This window comes from Streptomyces sp. NPDC031445 (assembly GCF_055581365.1).
Genome location: NZ_JBVIJO010000011.1, coordinates 72,060 through 89,117, shown reverse-complemented (window position 1 = coordinate 89,117; position 17,058 = coordinate 72,060). Strand labels below are relative to the sequence as shown.

Sequence of the window (17,058 nt, the reverse complement as noted above, 5' to 3'; positions counted from 1 at the left end):
GGACTGACAACCGGGACCGCATCGGTCGGCCGTGGCGGAAGAAGCGCAGGTCAGCACCTGTGGTGCGGTACGTCACGCGGGCCGTGCGGATCACTCGACCACGTGCTGTCCCTCCGGGCGGGCGCTGCACGACGCCCGGAACGCGCAGTGCGCGCAGTGCTGGCCGGCGCTCGGTGTGAACCGCTCGTCGAGGACCTTTCCGGCGGCGGTGGCCAGCAGCTCGCCGACCCACTCCCCCGTCGGCGGCTCCTGGGTCTGGACCTTGGGCAGGCCGTCGCCCCCGTCGCGCTTGGCGGCGCCCTGTCTGAGGTGGACCAGTTCCGCGCCGCCCGGTTCGGGGCGTGCGCCGTCGAAGGCCGTGTCGACGGCGCCTTCGCGGACGGCGAGCTGGTAGACGGCGAGCTGGGGGTGCCGCTCCACCTCGCCCGCGGTGGGGGCCTGCTTGCCGGTCTTGAAGTCGACCACGTAGGCGCGGCCCTCGGCGTCCGTCTCCACGCGGTCCATCTGGCCGCGGATGCGGACCTGGTAGTCGCCCGCTTCGAGGGTGACGTCGAAGTCGTGCTCGCTCACCACCGGGGTCCGGCCCGCCCGGTCCAGTACGTGCCAGTTCAGGAAGCGTTCGAGCGCCACGCGCGCGTTGTCCTTCTCCTGCCGCGACTTCCACGGCGCGTCGAAGGCCAGCGCGTTCCACACGGAGTCCAGGCGTTCCATGAGGACGTCGAGGTCGGCGGGCGTGCGGCCGGAGGCGACCTCGTCGGCGAGGACGTGGACGACGTTGCCGAAGCCCTGCGCGGTGGTGGCGGGGGCGTCCGCCTTCACCTCGCGGCCCAGGAACCACTGCAGCGCGCAGGTGTTGGCGAGCTGGTCGAGGGCGCTGCCGGAGAGCACCACGGGCTGGTCCCGGTGGCGCAGCGACACCTTGCTCTCGGTCGGGTCGAACATGCCCCACCAGCGGTAAGGGTGTGCGTTCGGCACCAGCGGGCGGCCGTCCTCGTCGGCGAGCGCGGCGAGCCGGGCGAGCCGGCGGGCCGCTGCCTCCCGCAGCGGGGCCGACACGCGCGGGTCGACCGTGGTCGCGCGCAGCTCGGCGACGAGTGCGGCGACGGACAGCGGCCGCCGGGGGCGTCCGGTGACGTCCCTCGGCTCGACGCCCAGCTCGGTGAGGAACCGGGACGGCTGGTCGCCGTCGTCGGCCGGTGCCTTCACCGCGGTGACGACGAGGTGGTCACGCGCGCGCGTGGCGGCGACGTAGAACAGGCGGCGCTCCTCGGCGAGCAGCGCGCCCGGGGTGAGGGGCTCGGCCAGTCCGTCACGGCCGATGCGGTCGGCCTCCAGCAGCGAGCCGCGGCGCCGCAGGTCGGGCCAGAGCCCCTCCTGGACGCCGGCGACGACGACCAGCCGCCACTCCAGGCCCTTGGCGCGGTGCGCGGTCATCACGCGGACGGCGTCCGGGCGCACCGCGCGGCGGGCGAGCGTGTCGGCGGCTATGTCCTCGGCCTCGATCTGCTCCAGGAAGTTCAGGGCGCCGCGGCCGCCGAAGCGCTCCTCCGCGCGCGCGGCGGTGGCGAACAGCGCGCACACGGCGTCCAGGTCCCGGTCGGCGTTGCGGCCGGCGGCGCCGCCGCGCCGGGCGGCCCGCTCCAGGCGTCCGGGCCACGGTGTGCCCTGCCACAGGTCCCACAGCGCCTCCTCGGCCGTACCGCCGCCGGCGAGGCGCTCACGGGCCGTGCGGAGCAGCGCGCCGAGACGCTGCGCCCCGCGCGCGTACGCCGGGTCGTGCACGGCCAGGCGCTCGGGTTCGGCGAGCGCCCGCGCGAGCAGTTCGTCGGACGGGGGCGGCAGGGGGTTCCCGGCGGCCCGCTCCTCCTCGCGCAGGGCGCGCCCGAGGCGGCGCAGGTCGGCGGCGTCCATGCCGGCGAGCGGGGAGGCGAGCAGGGTGAGAGCGGTCTCGGTGTCCAGCCAGGAGGAGTCCGGGGCCGGTTCCGCGGCGGTTCCGGCACGATCCTCGGGGGTTCCGGCGCGTTCCTCGGCGGCGTCGGTATGTTCACCGGCGGCTTCTCCGTCAGCCGGTTCGCCGTCTCCCGCACCCGTCACCGGGTTCTCGCCCCGGTGCCGTGCCTCAGCCGTGGCCACCGCGCGGAGGGCCGTCAGCAGCGGTGCGACCGCGGGCTCGTGCCGCAGGGGCAGCTCGTCACCGTCGATGTCCAGGGGGACGCCGGCCGCGGTGAGGGCCCGGCGGAGGGTCGGGAGGCGGGAGCCCGCGCGGACCAGGACGGCCATGTCGCTCCAGGGAACGCCGTCCTCCAGGTGCGCTCGGCGCAGGATGTCCGCGATGTTGTCCACTTCCGCGCCGGGCGTCGGGTACGTGTGGACCTCGACCCGGCCGCCGTCCCGTACGGGGGCCGGCTCCCGGTGGGCGCGGACCTTCTCGGCGGGCAGCCGGGTCAGCGGCATGCGCTGGGTGATCAGGCGGGTCGCGGCCAGCAGCGCGGCACCGGAGCGGCGCGAGGTGCGCAGCACGGCGACGGGGGCGGGGCGGCCGTCCGCGCGCGGGAAGGCGGCCGGGAAGTCGAGGATGCCGTTCACGTCGGCCCCCCGGAAGGCGTAGATCGACTGGTCGGGGTCGCCGAAGGCGACCAGGGTGCGCCCGCCGCCCGCCAGGGCGCGCAGCAGCCGGACCTGGGCGGGGTCGGTGTCCTGGTACTCGTCGACGTACACGGCGTCGTACTGGGCCGCCAGCCGTGCCGCGGTCTCGGGGCGGCGGGCGAGCAGGACCGCGCGGTGGACCAGTTCCGCGTAGTCCAGGACGCCCTGGAGGTCGAGGGTGTCGAGGTACTCGGCGAGGAACGCGGCGGCCGCCCGCCAGTCGGGGCGGCCGATGCGGCGGGCGAAGGCGTCCAGGGCGTCCGGGCCGAGACCCAGCTCCCGGCTGCGGGCGAGGACGGCACGGACCTCGTCGGCGAAGCCGCGCGTGGTGAGGCAGGCGCGCAGTTCGTCGGGCCAGCGCACATGGGTCAGGCCGAGCCGCTCCAGCTCGGGCTGGCCGGCGAGCAGCTCGCGGACGGTGACGTCCTGCTCGGGGCCGGAGAGCAGCCGCAGAGGTTCGGTGAACCGGCCGCTGTCCTGGTGGGCACGGACCAGCGCGTAGCAGTACGAATGGAATGTGGTGGCCCTGGGGGCGCGGGCGGCGCCCATGCGCAGGGCCATGCGGTCGCGCAGGCCGACGGCGGCCTTGCGGCTGAACGTGAGCACCAGGATGCGCTCGGGGTCGCCGCCCTGGGCGATCCGGGCGGCCACGGACTCGACCAGTGTGGTGGTCTTGCCGGTGCCGGGACCGGCGAGGACGAGGAGTGGCCCGGTCCGGTGGTCAACCACGGCACGCTGTGCCGCGTCCAGACGAGGGGGGTCCACGACGGCCGGAGGGGTACGGACCAGTCGGTAAGCGCCACGGTTCCCCTGCCGCACCGGTGGGTGCGGCGGGCGCCGGGTGGAGGAAGAGGAGCTCACGTGATGTGCCGGTCCTGGTGGTCGTGCTGGCGGGCAGGCGGTCACGCGCGCGAGGCGGTGGCCGCGGGATGACGGGGACACGTGCTGCCGACGCTACGCCGCCGCTCCGGACGGAAGCAGAGCTTCCGCTTCTTCCCTCGCGGCACCGCCGTCACACGCATCCCACATCTCACGAACGTACGGCATGCCACGGACGTCCCCCATGTCCCCCGAACGGGCCACGGCCCCTCCACGACGGCATCCGATGGCGGAAGCTGTCAGGTGTGATCCTCCGCACCCGCGCCGCCGTCCCAGCGGGCACGGCGCATGTCGAGCCGCGGCAGATGGCCCTCGGCGCCGCTGCCCGCCTGCTTCAGCGGGGTGCCCTCCGCGCGGTAGTGGGCGAGCGCGCGCAGCTCGTGTCCGGGCAGCAGCACGCCGTCGGCGCGTACGACCCGCCACCACGGGACCGCGCCGCCGTAGAGGGCCATCACCCGGCCGACCTGGCGCGGCCCGCCCTCCTCCAGCCACTCCGCGACGTCGCCGTAGGTCATGACCCGGCCCGGCGGAATCCGCTCGGTGACGTCCAGGACCCGCTCGGCGTACTCCGGGAGTGCGTCCGCGTGTCCCGGCGGCGCGTCCGCGTCCTCGGCACGGGCGTCCTCGGGAGGGCTCTGCTCGCTCATCCGCCCCATCCTGCCGCACCCCGCCGACGTTCCGGACAGGGCCGTGCGCAACGGTCCGCTCGCTCCCGCCCGGTCCTTGGGGCAGACTGTGCGCCCGCGCATCCGCACCCTGATGCCCGTGAGTATCGGTGGGGCATGCCACCATCGTGCGGGCGGTGACTGGTGATACGAGACCACGAAGAGACCATGAAGGAGCAGGGCGTGCACCCCGAAGGAGCGGCGGGCACCCCTGACGCCTCCGCGCGCCCCGGTCCCGCCGGCGCGGACGGCGGCGGCACCGGCGCGCAGCAGGAAGACAGCGGCCGGCACCCCCAGGAGGACGCCGGTCAGCGCGATGACGACGCCACGCGCGCGGAGGGCGACGGCGCAGCGGATGCCGCCGAGGAGCCGCCCGCCGCCGAGACGGCGCGGATCCCCGCGACCGCGTCCCCGGACCCCCGTCCGTGCGCCGACGACGACCCCCACGCCGAGCAGGTGGAGCGCGACGAACCGCTGCTGCCCGCGCGCGTGCACCGCCCCTCCGACCTGATGCGGCTCCTGGTCGGCCTGCTCGGCATCGTGGTGCTGCTCGCGATCGCCGCCTTCGCGCACGGCACCACCTCGGGCCTCGAACAGGACATCAACAAGGGCACCGGACAGGCCCCGGACCTGCTGATCAAGATCGCCGGGCTGGCCTCCAGCATCGCGATCCTGCTGGTGCCGGTCGCGTTCGCGATCGAACGGCTGATCAAACGCGACGGGCTGCGCATCGCCGACGGCGTCCTCGCGGCCGTCCTCGCGCACGGGGTGACGCTCGCCACCGACCTGTGGGTCGCCCGCGCCGCACCCGACTCGATCCAGGAGGCGCTCACCCAGCCCTCGCCGGGTGACATCCACGCCCTGACCGACCCGGTGCACGGCTATCTGGCGCCCGTGATCGCCTATATGACGGCCGTCGGCATGTCCCGCAGACCCAGATGGCGCGCGGTGCTGTGGATCGTGCTGCTGCTCGACGCGTTCTCGATGCTGGTCACCGGCTACACGACCCCCTTCTCGATCATCCTGACCGTGCTGATCGGCTGGACCATCGCCTACGGCACCCTGTACGCGGTCGGCTCCCCCAACGTCCGCCCGACCGGCCAGACCCTGATGGCGGGCCTGCGGCACGTCGGCTTCCACCCCGTCGGAGCGGCGCGCGAGGAAGTGGTGGAGACGGAGAACGGCGACCGGGGCCGGCGCTACTTCGTCTCGCTGGAGGACGGCCCGCCGCTGGACGTCACGGTCGTCGACCGGGAACAGCAGGCCCAGGGCTTCTTCTACCGCGCCTGGCGCAATCTCACCCTGCGCGGCTTCGCCACCCGCTCCAGCCTGCAGTCACTGCGCCAGGCACTGGAGCAGGAGGCGCTGCTGGCGTACGCGGCGATCGCGGCGGGCGCCAACGCGCCCAAGCTGATCGCCACCTCCGAGCTGGGCCCGGACGCGGTCATGCTGGTGTACGAGCACACCGGCGGGCGCACCCTGGACTCGCTGGCCGACGAGGAGATCACCGACGAGCTGTTGCGGAACGCCTGGCACCAGGTGCGGGCGCTGCAGTCCCGGCGCATCGCGCACCGCAGGCTGGCCGGAGACGCGATCCTGGTGGATCGTTCCGGCAGGGTGATCCTCACCGAACTGCGCGGTGGCGAGATCGCGGCCGGCGATCTGCTGCTGCGCATGGACGTCGCCCAGCTGGTCACCACGCTCGGCCTGCGGGTGGGCGCCGAGCGGGCGGTGGCCTCGGCGGTGAAGGTGCTGGGCCCGGACGCGGTGGCCGACTGCCTGCCGATGCTCCAGCCGATCGCGCTGACGCGCTCCACGCGCGCGACACTGCGCCGACTGGCCCGGGAGCGGGCCCAGCGCGAACGGGAAGCCGTGCTGGAGGCCTCCCGGCAGGCCAAGGCGGCCCGTCTGGAGGAGGCCGCCGAGACGGCCCCGCCCGGGCCCGAGAAGCCCGACAAGAAGGCGGTCCGCGCCGAGCAGCGCGCCGAGAAGCGGGCCATCGACGAAGCCCTCGAAGAGGCCCGCGAGGAGGATCTGCTCACCCAGATCCGGCACCAGGTGCTGCGGATCAGGCCCCAGGCGCCCGTGGAACCGGCCCGCCTGGAGCGGGTCCGGCCGCGCACCCTCATCAGCTTCATCGCGGGTGCGATCGGCGCCTACTACCTGCTGACGCAGCTCACCCACATCGAGTTCGCCACGCTGTTCGCGCAGGCCCAGTGGGGCTGGGTGGCCGCCGCGGTGCTGTTCTCCGCGCTCAGCTACGTCGCCGCCGCGATGGCCCTGCTGGGCTTCGTACCGGAACGGGTGCCGTTCCCGCGGACCGTGGCCGCGCAGGTCGCCGGATCGTTCGTGAAGATCGTGGCGCCGGCCGCGGTCGGCGGTGTGGCGCTCAACACGCGCTTCCTCCAGCGCGCCGGCGTACGCCCGGGACTCGCGGTGGCGAGCGTCGGCGCCTCGCAGCTGTTCGGGCTCGGCTGTCACATCCTGATGCTGCTGTCCTTCGGCTATCTGACCGGCACCGAGAAGACGCCGTCGCTGTCGCCGTCCCGCACGGTCATCGCGGGTCTGCTGACCGTGGCCGTCCTGGTCCTCGTGGTCACCTCGGTGCCGTTCCTGCGGAAGTTCGTCGTCACGCGCGTGAGGTCGCTGTTCGCCGGTGTCGTGCCCCGGATGCTCGACGTGCTCCAGCGGCCTCAGAAGCTCGTCACCGGCATCGGCGGCATGCTGCTGCTGACCGCCTGCTTCGTGATGTGCCTGGACGCCTCCATCCGGGCCTTCGGCGACGGATCGGCGTCGCTGAGCATCGCCAGCGTCGCCGTCGTCTTCCTCGCCGGCAACGCGCTCGGCTCCGCGGCGCCCACCCCCGGTGGCGTGGGCGCGGTCGAGGCGACCCTCACCGTCGGCCTGATCGCCGTGGGTCTGCCCAAGGAGGTCGCGGCTCCGGCCGTCCTGCTGTTCCGGTTGCTGACCCTGTGGCTGCCGGTGCTGCCGGGCTGGCTGGCCTTCAACCACCTCACCCGCAAGGGAACCCTGTAAGAGGGCCTGCCCGGCAGGTTCCGGCCCCGCCGGCGGGTTACCTCTTACGGCCCGCGTCCCGCGCGCCCCGGCGTACGCGCCCCCACGATGGGGGTATGGCGAACCCGTTCCGGCTGCGCGCCGCCGCGCTGACCACCACCGCTGTGCTGCTCTCCGCCGTACTGGCCGGATGCGGAGGCGACGGCAAGGACGGGGATCTCACGGCGCAGACGCTGGACTGGAAATCCTGTCCGGCCCCCTCGGAGGCGGAGGGCGGCGGCAGCCCTCCCTCGCCGCTGCCGAACGGCGGGGAGTGGCAGTGCGCGACCATGCGGGCGCCGCTGGACTGGAGCAGGCCGAAGGGCGACACGATCGGCATCGCCCTGATCCGCGCCCGGGCCAGTGGCCCCGCGAGCAGGCGGATCGGCTCGCTCGTGTTCAACTTCGGCGGCCCGGGCGGCAGCGGCGTGACCACGCTGCCCGCGTTCGGCGCGGACTACGCGGCCCTGCGCACCCGCTACGACCTGGTCAGTTTCGACCCGCGCGGGGTCGGCCGCAGCGCACCGGTGAAGTGCGAGAGCGACGCCCAGCTGGACGAGTACTTCCAGCAGGACGCGATCCCGGAGGACCACGCCGAACAGGTCCAGCTCCTGAACCGCACCAAGCAGTTCAACGCGGCCTGTGAGAAGAACTCCGAGACGATCCTGCCGCACGTGCGCACCACGGACGCGGCCCGCGACATGGACCTGATGCGCCGGGTCCTCGGCGACGACAAACTGCACTACTTCGGCATCTCCTACGGCACCGAGCTCGGCGGTGTCTACGCCCACCTGTTCCCGAAGAACGTCGGCCGGGCCGTCCTGGACGCGGTCGTGGACCCCACGCAGACCCCGGAGCAGGGCGCGCTCGGGCAAGCCAGGGGCTTCCAGCTGGCGCTCGACAACTTCGCCAGGGACTGCACCTCGAAGACCGAGGAGTGCCCGATCGGCAGCACCGAGCAGGAGGTGAAGGACCGCATCGCCAAACTCCTCGCCGACCTGGAGAAGAACCCGATCCCCGGCATCTTCCCGCGTCAGCTGACACAGACCGCCGCCACCAACGGCATTGCGCAGTCCCTGTACTCGAAGGACTTCTGGGAGTACCTCACCGAGGGCCTGGAGCAGGCCTACGACGGCGACGGCAAGATCCTCATGCTGCTCTCCGACTCGATGAACGGCCGCAACGAGAACGGCGAGTACAGCAACCTCACCGCGGCCAACACCGCCATCAACTGCTCCGACGAGAAACCCCGGTACACCGCGGACGACGTCCGGCGGAAGCTGCCCGAGTTCCGCGCCGCCTCCCCGCTGTTCGGCGACTTCCTGGCCTGGGGCATGGTCAGCTGCACGGACTGGGCGGTGCCGGGCGCGGCCGACCACCCCGACGTCAGCGCCCCGGGGGCGGCGCCCATCCTCGTCATCGGCAACACCGGCGACCCGGCCACCCCCTACGAGGGCGCGCGGAAGATGGTGGAGGCACTCGGCAAGGGGGTCGGCATCGAGCTGACGTACAAGGGCCAGGGGCACGGCGCGTACGACAGCAAGAACAAGTGCGTGCAGAGCGCGGTGAACGGCTACCTGCTGGACGGAAGGAAGCCGAAGGCCAACACGGTCTGCTCCTGACAGACCTCCGACAACGACAGACCCTCACGGCAGGTGAATCCCCAGGTCACAGGGTTATCCACAGGCCCGGCAGGCCGGGCCCGGGGCGCCTACGATGGCCTGAACGCCCGGCGCGGCACGATGCGGCGGGCCTGTCAGGGGGGTGCGCATGACGCGATTGCCGCGGTGGACGGCCGCGCTGGCGGCAGGGCTGCTGCTGGCCGGGTGCGGGGGCTCGTCCGACGGGGGCGGGAGCGGGGACGAGGGCAAGGGGACGGGCTCGGCTCCCCCGTCGCCGTCGCGCTCCACGACCGCGCCGACGCAGGCGGCGCTCCCGAGCTCCCTCACCTCCCAGCGCCTCGACTGGCACCGCTGCGAGGCCACCGGGACCTCGTCCGCGCCGGGCGACGCCTGGCGGTGCGCGACGCTCAAGGTGCCGCTGGACTGGAGCAGGCCGGACGGCGGGACGATCGGGCTCGCCCTCGTCCGCGCGCGGGCGACCGGCGGCGACCGCATCGGCTCGCTGCTGTTCAACTTCGGCGGCCCGGGCGGCTCCGGCGTGTCGACGATGCCGTACTTCGAGCCCTCCGTCTCCTCCCTCCACGAGCGCTACGACCTGGTGAGCTGGGACCCCCGAGGGGTCGGCGCGAGCGAGGGCGTCCGCTGCCGCGGCGACCGGGAGATCCAGGCCGCCGAGTCCGTGGACGCCACACCGGACACCCCGGCCGAGGAGAAGGCGTACCTCCAGGACGCCACCGACTTCGGCAAGGGCTGCCAGAAGGCCGCCAGCCCGCTGCTGGCCCATGTGTCCACCACCGACACCGCACGCGACATGGACCTGATGCGCCAGGTCCTCGGCGACGAGGAGCTGCACTACTTCGGCATCTCCTACGGCACCGAACTCGGCGGTGTCTACGCCCACCTGTTCCCGCAGCGGGTGGGCAGGCTGGTCCTCGACGCGGTGGTCGACCCGGCCGCGGACACGGTGGGCCACGCCGAGAACCAGGCGCGCGGCTTCCAACGGGCCCTGGACGACTACCTCAAGTCCACCGGCCAGGACCCCGAGCTGGGCTCCCGGAAGGTGGCCGGCCTGCTGGCACGGATCGACGCCGAACCGCTGCCGGCCTCATCCGGCCGGAAGCTCACCCAGACGCTCGCTGTCACCGGGATCATCCTGCCGCTGTACAGCGAGTCGATGTGGCCGAGGCTGACCGGCGCCCTGAAGTCGGCGGAGCGGGGCGACGGTTCGGGGCTGCTGGCGCTCGCCGACGAGTACAACGACCGGGACGCCTCGGGGCGCTACGGCACGACGACGCACTCCCAGCGGGTCATATCGTGCCTGGACGACAAGCAGCGGCCCACGCTCGCCGAGACCAAGCGGCGGCTGGCGGAGTTCAGGCGGATATCGCCGGTCTTCGGGGACTTCCTCGGCTGGGACACGGCGGGCTGGTGCCACGACTGGCCGGTGCCGGGCCAGTACGACACTCCGGAGGTCAGCGCACCGGGTGCGGCGCCGATCCTGCTCGTCGGCAACACCGGCGACCCGGCCACCCCGTACGAGGGCGCCCGCAGGATGGCCGACGAACTGGGCCGGGACGTGGGAGTCGAACTCACCTGGAAGGGCGAGGGACATGGGGCGTACGGCAACGGGAGCGACTGCGTCGACTCGACGGTGGACGCCTACCTGCTGAACGGGACGGTGCCGAAGGACGGCAAGGTCTGCTCCTGACGCGAACGGGGGCTCCGGACGCCGTACGCACCCGAAGCCCCCGCCACGCACACCGGGTCACCGGGTCAGTAGACCGGCTTCTCCGGTTCGATCTGGTTGACCCAGCCGATCACGCCGCCGCCGACGTGGACCGCGTCGGAGAAGCCCGCGGACTTCAGGACCGCGAGGACTTCCGCACTGCGGACACCCGTCTTGCAGTGCAGGACGATCTTCTTGTCCTGCGGGAGGCCCTCCAGAGCGGTGCCCATGAGGAACTCGTTCTTCGGGATCAGCTTGGCGCCCGGGATGGAGACGATCTCGTACTCGTTCGGCTCGCGGACGTCGATGATCTCGATGTTCTCACCGTCGTCGATCCACTCCTTGAGCTGCTTCGGAGTGATCGTGGAGTCGGCCGCCGCCGCCTGGGCCTCCTCGGAGACGACGCCGCAGAAGGCCTCGTAGTCGATGAGCTCGGTGACCGTCGGGTTCTCGCCGCAGACCGCGCAGTCGGGGTCTTTGCGGACCTTGACCTGGCGGTACTGCATCTCCAGGGCGTCGTAGATCATCAGCCGGCCGACCAGCGGCTCACCGGTGCCGGTGAGGACCTTGATCGCCTCGGTGACCTGGATGGAGCCGATGGACGCGCACAGCACGCCCAGGACGCCGCCCTCGGCGCAGGAGGGGACCATGCCGGGGGGCGGGGGCTCCGGGTAGAGGCAGCGGTAGCAGGGGCCGTGCTCGGACCAGAACACCGAGGCCTGGCCGTCGAAGCGGTAGATCGAGCCCCACACGTACGGCTTGTTGAGCAGCACGCACGCGTCGTTGACCAGGTAGCGGGTCGCGAAGTTGTCGGTGCCGTCGACGATCAGGTCGTACTGGCTGAAGATGTCCATCACGTTGTCGGCTTCGAGCCGCTCCTCGTGAAGGATCACGTTCACGTACGGGTTGATGCCCTTGACGCTGTCGCGCGCGGACTCGGCCTTGGAGCGGCCGATGTCGGACTGGCTGTGGATGATCTGACGCTGCAGGTTCGACTCGTCGACCTCGTCGAACTCCACGATGCCGAGAGTGCCGACGCCCGCGGCGGCCAGGTACATCAGCGCCGGCGAGCCCAGGCCGCCGGCGCCCACACAGAGCACCTTGGCGTTCTTCAGCCGCTTCTGCCCGTCCATGCCCACGTCGGGGATGATCAGGTGGCGGGAGTACCTGCGGACCTCGTCTACGGTGAGCTCAGGAGCTGGCTCGACCAGGGGTGGCAGCGACACGGGGACTCCGTTGGTCGGTCGATCACTACGGTTGTTCTTCTCGTAACACTGCCACGCCCTTCTTCATTCCGAGACACCCGTTCCGAGGCGCGAGACGATGTCGTCCCAGTAGCCGGGCACGGTCTCCCAGGGGTTCACGCGACCGTCCCTGTCCGTACGGTCCGTGAAGTAGATCGTGGCCGCTCCCTGCCAGCGGGCGATCCGCAGCGCCTCGTCCAGGTGGCCGCGGGGCACACCGTGCACGAAGTGGCAGAAGCGGTCGGACGGGTAGTCGGCGGTCCACTCGGCCGCCTGGGACCAGCGGTAGTCGGACCAGGGGCCGGAGAAGGTCACGAGCTGGTCGGCGTTCTCGGCGTAGCCGGGGTGCGGGTGGCGGCCGTGGCCGAGGACGATGTGGGCGCTGTCACTGATCGCGCGGAGCGTGGTGATCGCGCGCCGCACCTCGGGGAGCGCGGTGCGTTCGGTGGGGCAGCGGTCCAGCAGGAAGCCGCCGACGCCGTACCAGTCGAGGTGCCGGTGGGCGTCGGAGAGCAGGTCGCCGAAGGCGCGGGCGCCGTAGGTGAGGTCCAGGTGGCCGAGGACGCGGACGCCGGCGGCGCGGAGCCGGCCCGCGGCTTCCAGGCAGTGCGGGTCGGGGCGGGTGCCGGGGCCGGCGGCGACGTCGAGGACCACCCAGTCCAGCGGGGTGCCGGGGCGGACCAGTTCCGCCCACTGGGCCGGGGCGACGAGCGGGTGGGCGTAGCCGGGGATGCCGAGGGCGGTGCGGACGCCGGTGCCGGTGGTGCCCGCGGCGGTGCTGGTCAGATGCGGCATGCCGCCTCCATCCAGATGTCGGCCAGGGATTCCTCGAGGTTGATGCGGGGCCGCCAGCCGAGCCGGTCGCGCGCGGTGCGTACGTCGGCCTGCTGCCAGCTGCCGCAGCCGTCCGGGTACGCCACCGGGACCGCGTGCTCGGAGTCGCCGCGGGGGTGCCCGATGGCGGCACGCAGCGGACCGGGCGGGGCGTCGAGTTCGTGGAGGGCGCCGCCGTATCCGGCCACGCGCGCGAGGACGGCGGCGGCGTCTCTGAGCCGGACGGCGCGGCCGGAGCCGATGTTGATCACGCCCTGCGCGGCGGAGAGCGAGGCGGCGTGCACGGCCCGGGCCACGTCGCGGACGTCGACGAAGTCGCGCTGGACGCCGAGGCCGCCGAGCTTGAGTTCGCCGTCGCCGGACTGCATGGCGCGGCGCATGGCCTCCGCGAGCCGGCCGAGCGGGGAGCCGGCCGGGGTGCCGGGGCCGGCCGGTGAGAAGACCCGCAGGACGACGGCGTCCAGTCCGGAGCCGAGGACCAGTTCGGTCGCGGCGAGCTTGCTGACGCCGTACGGGCCGCCCGGACGCGGCACGGCGTCCTCGGCCGTGGAGGAACCGGGCTGGCTCGGGCCGTACTCGGAACCGCAGCCGATCTGCACCAGGCGGGCACCGCAGCCGCTGCGGCGCAGGGCCTCGCAGACGGTGGCCACGGCGACCGTGTTGTGCCGGGTGAGGTCGCGGGCGCCCCCGCGCGTGGCGCCGGCGCAGTTGATGACGACTCCGGGGTGGACCGCGTCGAGGAAGCGGGTGAGTGCGCCCGGGCTGCCGGTGGCGAGGTCGAAGCGGACGTCGGCGTCGTCGCCGCGGCCGAGTGCGGTGAGCTGGACGGCCGGGTCGGCGAGCAGGCGGTCGGCGACGAAGCGGCCGATGAATCCGTTGGCTCCGATCAGCAGGACCCTCATCGGGCGGCTCCCGGGGTGTGCGCGCCGGTGGTACCGGCCGTCTCGACGGCTCCTTCGGCTGCGCCGGGCGCTCCGGTGGTTCCGGGGGTGCCGGGCGCTCCGGGTCGGGAGGTGGTCATCTGGTGTTCTCCTTCAGGGGGTGATGCGGTTGCCTCCGGCGGTGCGTAGGGCCGGTGGCGGAAGGTTCAGCCGGGGGCTCCCGTCGGCGCGTGGGCCGATGCCTGGGTGAGGGTGCGGCCGGCGTGCCAGAGCAGGGCCAGGGCCGCGGTGCCGCAGGCGAGGGCCGGAACGGCGGCCTCGCCCGAGGCGTCGACGAGGATCTCGACGGGAGTCGCCAGGAAGGCGCAGCCGGGCAGCCGGCCGGCCAGTGGCAGCGCCAGGGCCGCCGCCTCCGTGGCCACGGCGGCGCCCAGCGCCAGGGCGGGGGCGTGCCGGTGGCGGTGCACGGTGAGCAGGCGGGCGAGCAGGAGCAGGGCGCCCAGGGAGAGTGCCTGCGGGTAGGCCGCGGGCGCGTGCAGGAGGGTGCCGCAGAGCGCGATCAGCGCGGTGAGGGCGCCCAGGAACACGGCGAGGACGCCGAGCAGCAGGGGTTTCGCGGCGGCCGTGAAGTCCGCCAGGCCCCGGCTGCGGGCGAGCCTGCGGCGGGCGCCCGCGGCGAGGAGGTGCGCGGAGCAGGCCGCCGGGGCGCAGGCCAGCAGGAGGGCCAGGACGGGCGCGGCGGTCGTGGGCCAGGGGCCGTGCGGGGCCACGGTGGGCGGGGCGTCGGGGCCGCCCGTCAGGACGGCGTGCAGGAGGCCGTCGCCGAGGAGGGCGTATCCGAGCAGCCAGACCGTCCACGCGCGGGTGGCGATCCGGGCGCCCCACGCGCGTGTGCCGGGCGGGCCGGCGAGCGGGCCGTGGCGCAGTGCCGCGCCCGTGGCGAGGGCGACGGCGAGGAGGCCGCCGAGTGCCACCGACTGGCGGGGGTGTCCCTGGGTGAGGCGCACTCCGGTCTCCGTGGCCGCGCCGAGCACTCCGGGCAGGAGGGTGAGCAGGACCCAGCCGGGGCGGACGCGGGGGGCCGGCCGGGGCCCGGGTCCCGGGCGTGGCTCGGCGGTGCGCGGCACGCGCGCGTACAGCTCTTCGGCGAGCGAGAAGACGTCACGGTGCCGGAAGCGGGCGGCGGTCCGGTCGGTCAGGCCGTGCGCCTCAAGCCCCGCGGCGATCTCCAACGGGTCCACGGCCCGCTCGCACAGTTCCCGGTGCCGGTGCAGCAGCGATTTCACCGGGTCGACGGGCCCACGGCGGGGCCCGGGTGCTCCTCGACGTCGGCTCCCCTCCCCCGGGTTCGCGTCCGGTACGGCGCGGGCGCCGGGCGGGGCGGGTGAGGGAGAGGGCTGCCCGGCCGGGACGAACGGCGATCCCGTGGCTCGCGCGGAGCGCTCGTCGGGTACGTCCGCCGGCCACTGCCCCGACCGTGTGTCCCACGGATCGGCTCCGCTCGGCATCCCCGGCCGGTCCGCTCCGGCAGGCTCGCTCCGGTCCGGCGTACCGCCGCCCCTGACGAAGCCGGCGCCACCCGGCTCACCTGCCGGGCCGGTGCCCGGCCCGTCCGCCGGACGGGCGTCCAGCCCGCTCATCGGGCGCCCTCCGTCGCCAGCGGGGTCGCCCGGACCGGGGTGTCCGTGGCCCAGGTGGGGAGGCCACGGGGGAGGACGCGGGGGGTGGGGCCGGTCCAGCGGCCGGGGACGTGGGACTCGGCGGGGGCGGCGAACGGCAGGGGTTCACCGGACTCGTCCAGGACCACCCGGCGGACCGGGCAGTGCGAGACGATCTCCAGGTAAATGCCGTGAAATGCCGTGATGTTCTGCTCGACGGTGAACAGTTCGAGCGCCCGGGCGCGCGCGGCGGCACCGAGGCGCTCACGGCGCTCGGGGTCGCGCAGCAGGGCCAGGCACGCCTCGGCGAGCGCCCTGGGGTTGCGCGGTGGGACGACCAGTCCCGTGCCGCCGATGACCTCCACCACCGCGCCCACGTCCGTGGAGACGGTGGCCCGGCCGCAGAACATCGCCTCGACGAGGCCGATCGGGAAGCCCTCCACGACGCTGGAGAGGACGACGACCGCACCGGCGGCGTAGGCGTCGGGCAGCGTCGGGAGGTCGGGTCCGCCGATCTCCTCGAAGGAGACGGGGTTGTCGCCCACGGCGTGCGCGCCCTCCGCCTCGTCCGGGAACAGCTGCGCGGCGAGCGCCCGGCAGTGGCCCAGGTAGGCCCCTCCCTCGGGGCCGGAAGGCGTGCCGACGATCCGCAGACGGGTCTCGGGCTCGGCCTTGCGCACCTGCGCGAAGGCGTGCAGCAGCGACACCAGGTCCTTGGCGGGGTCCACGCGTCCCACCCAGACCAGGGTGTGCGGGTCGGCGCGGTCCGGGCCCTCGCCGGCCTCGGTGAACCGGTCGGCCGGCATGCCGGGGTACACCGTGCGGACACGGGAGCGGTCGGCGCCGCAGCGTTCCTGCCAGCGGCGGGCGTGGGCGTTGCCCGGGGTGAGGATCTCGGCCCCCCGGTAGACCTCGGCGGCGAGCCGCCGGTGGAAGGAGCCGAGCAGGGCGCGTACGGCGGGGGCGGCGGTGTCGGGGCCGAGGGTCAGGTAGTGCGAGCGGAGGTGCACGCCGTATTCGGTGACCAGCAGCGGTACGCCGGAGAAGTGCCGGGCGAGGAGGCCGCAGAGGGCGGCCGGGCCGCCGGAGGTGGCGTGGCAGAGGTCGGCCGCGCCGAGGCCGTCGTCGCCGTACCAGTCGAGGGAGAGGGGGCGCAGGGCGCGTTCGAGGTGCGCGGCGACGGTGAGCAGATCGGGTACGCGCGCCTCGCGCGCCGTGCGCAGCGCCCGGGGGGCGCGGCAGGCGCGTTCGAGTGCGCGCACGGCGGCGTCGGAGCGCAGGGCGCCTACGAGTCCGCCCTGCTCGCGGGCGAGTTCGGCGAGCGCGTACAGGGCGCTGCCGAAACGGTCCGCCAGATCGGCGGAAGCGTCCTGCGACCGGATGTCCGACGCCGTTCCGGGCCCGACCCCAAGCCCGGGCCAGGCCCCGGCCGCGGTGCTTTTCGCAGACCCGGCCCCTCCCCCGTCGGCCCCGGCGCACACCGCCGCCACCAGCTCCCCGTAGCACTCGGCGAAGCGCCGGCGTGCGCGTCGTCCGTACGCGACCCCGTCGTCCGCGGCGGTCCACAGCGGCGCCGTGCACACCCGGCTGACCTGCGGTGGGAGCGGAACGCAGCCGCCGGCCTCCTGGTCCGGGCCGCGGCTGAGCGCGTAGACGTCGAACGCGTGCCGGTCGAGCCCGTGCACGAGCCGGTCGCACCAGAGCATGGCGTCACCGCCCACATAGGGATAGCCACCCTCGGTAACCAGTCCTATGCGCACGTGTGCACCCCCGATCTCCCGTCTGGGGAGCCGCCGTTGTCCTGGCGGCTCGCAGCGGGACGAACGTAAGGGGACAAGGCGGTGGTGCG

General features: G+C 73.9%; 11 protein-coding genes. 3 read left to right on the top strand and 8 right to left on the bottom strand.

Annotated elements, in window-relative coordinates:
- Positions 1–90: 90 nt before the first annotated feature.
- Positions 91–3,507: an ATP-dependent helicase gene (locus ACZ5DC_RS26900; RefSeq protein ID WP_468656844.1), complete on the bottom strand. Its 3,417-nt coding sequence runs from the start codon at positions 3,505–3,507 to the stop codon at positions 91–93.
- 257 nt (positions 3,508–3,764) lie between these two features.
- Complete coding sequence (locus tag ACZ5DC_RS26895) at positions 3,765–4,172, bottom strand: MGMT family protein (RefSeq protein WP_468656842.1); 408 nt, start codon at positions 4,170–4,172, stop codon at positions 3,765–3,767.
- A 186-nt stretch (positions 4,173–4,358) separates the two neighbouring features.
- Here ACZ5DC_RS26895 and ACZ5DC_RS26890 point away from each other — a divergent pair, with 186 nt between their 5' ends.
- From ACZ5DC_RS26890 to ACZ5DC_RS26880, 3 genes are all read left to right on the top strand, one after another.
- Entirely contained in the window at positions 4,359–7,226 is a 2,868-nt protein-coding gene (locus tag ACZ5DC_RS26890) for a lysylphosphatidylglycerol synthase transmembrane domain-containing protein (RefSeq protein WP_468656840.1), read from the top strand.
- A gap of 95 nt (positions 7,227–7,321) precedes the next feature.
- Positions 7,322–8,866 (top strand): alpha/beta hydrolase, encoded by a 1,545-nt coding sequence (locus tag ACZ5DC_RS26885; protein ID WP_468656838.1) that lies wholly within the window; start codon positions 7,322–7,324, stop codon positions 8,864–8,866.
- Positions 8,867–9,014: 148 nt separating this feature from the next.
- Positions 9,015–10,574, top strand: coding sequence for an alpha/beta hydrolase (locus ACZ5DC_RS26880; protein WP_468656836.1), 1,560 nt, complete (start codon positions 9,015–9,017; stop codon positions 10,572–10,574).
- Between the two features lie 65 nt (positions 10,575–10,639).
- Here the strand turns inward: ACZ5DC_RS26880 and moeZ are convergent, their stop codons facing one another.
- The 6 genes from moeZ to ACZ5DC_RS26850 all read right to left on the bottom strand — a co-directional run bounded on the left by moeZ (position 10,640) and on the right by ACZ5DC_RS26850 (position 16,969).
- The gene (gene moeZ, locus ACZ5DC_RS26875) at positions 10,640–11,818 is read right to left on the bottom strand and encodes an adenylyltransferase/sulfurtransferase MoeZ (protein WP_171153032.1); all 1,179 of its coding nucleotides are present in this window, start codon (positions 11,816–11,818) and stop codon (positions 10,640–10,642) included.
- Between the two features lie 63 nt (positions 11,819–11,881).
- Positions 11,882–12,631: a spherulation-specific family 4 protein gene (locus tag ACZ5DC_RS26870; RefSeq protein ID WP_468656834.1), complete on the bottom strand. Its 750-nt coding sequence runs from the start codon at positions 12,629–12,631 to the stop codon at positions 11,882–11,884.
- A complete protein-coding gene (locus tag ACZ5DC_RS26865; RefSeq protein WP_366752034.1) occupies positions 12,619–13,572 on the bottom strand; it encodes an NAD-dependent epimerase/dehydratase family protein in 954 nt (317 codons plus the stop codon). Before ACZ5DC_RS26865 ends, ACZ5DC_RS26870 begins: the two co-directional genes overlap by 13 nt.
- On the bottom strand, positions 13,569–13,691 hold the full coding sequence (locus ACZ5DC_RS26860) for a hypothetical protein (RefSeq protein WP_263982449.1): 123 nt from the start codon (positions 13,689–13,691) through the stop codon (positions 13,569–13,571). Before ACZ5DC_RS26860 ends, ACZ5DC_RS26865 begins: the two co-directional genes overlap by 4 nt.
- 66 nt (positions 13,692–13,757) lie before the next feature.
- Positions 13,758–14,837 carry a hypothetical protein gene (locus ACZ5DC_RS26855; protein ID WP_468656831.1) on the bottom strand — a complete coding sequence of 360 codons (1,080 nt, stop codon included), beginning with the start codon at positions 14,835–14,837 and terminating at the stop codon, positions 13,758–13,760.
- Positions 14,838–15,187: 350 nt separating this feature from the next.
- Positions 15,188–16,969, bottom strand: a complete 1,782-nt coding sequence (locus ACZ5DC_RS26850; RefSeq protein WP_468656829.1) for a DUF3492 domain-containing protein — start codon at positions 16,967–16,969, stop codon at positions 15,188–15,190.
- Positions 16,970–17,058 lie beyond the last annotated feature (89 nt).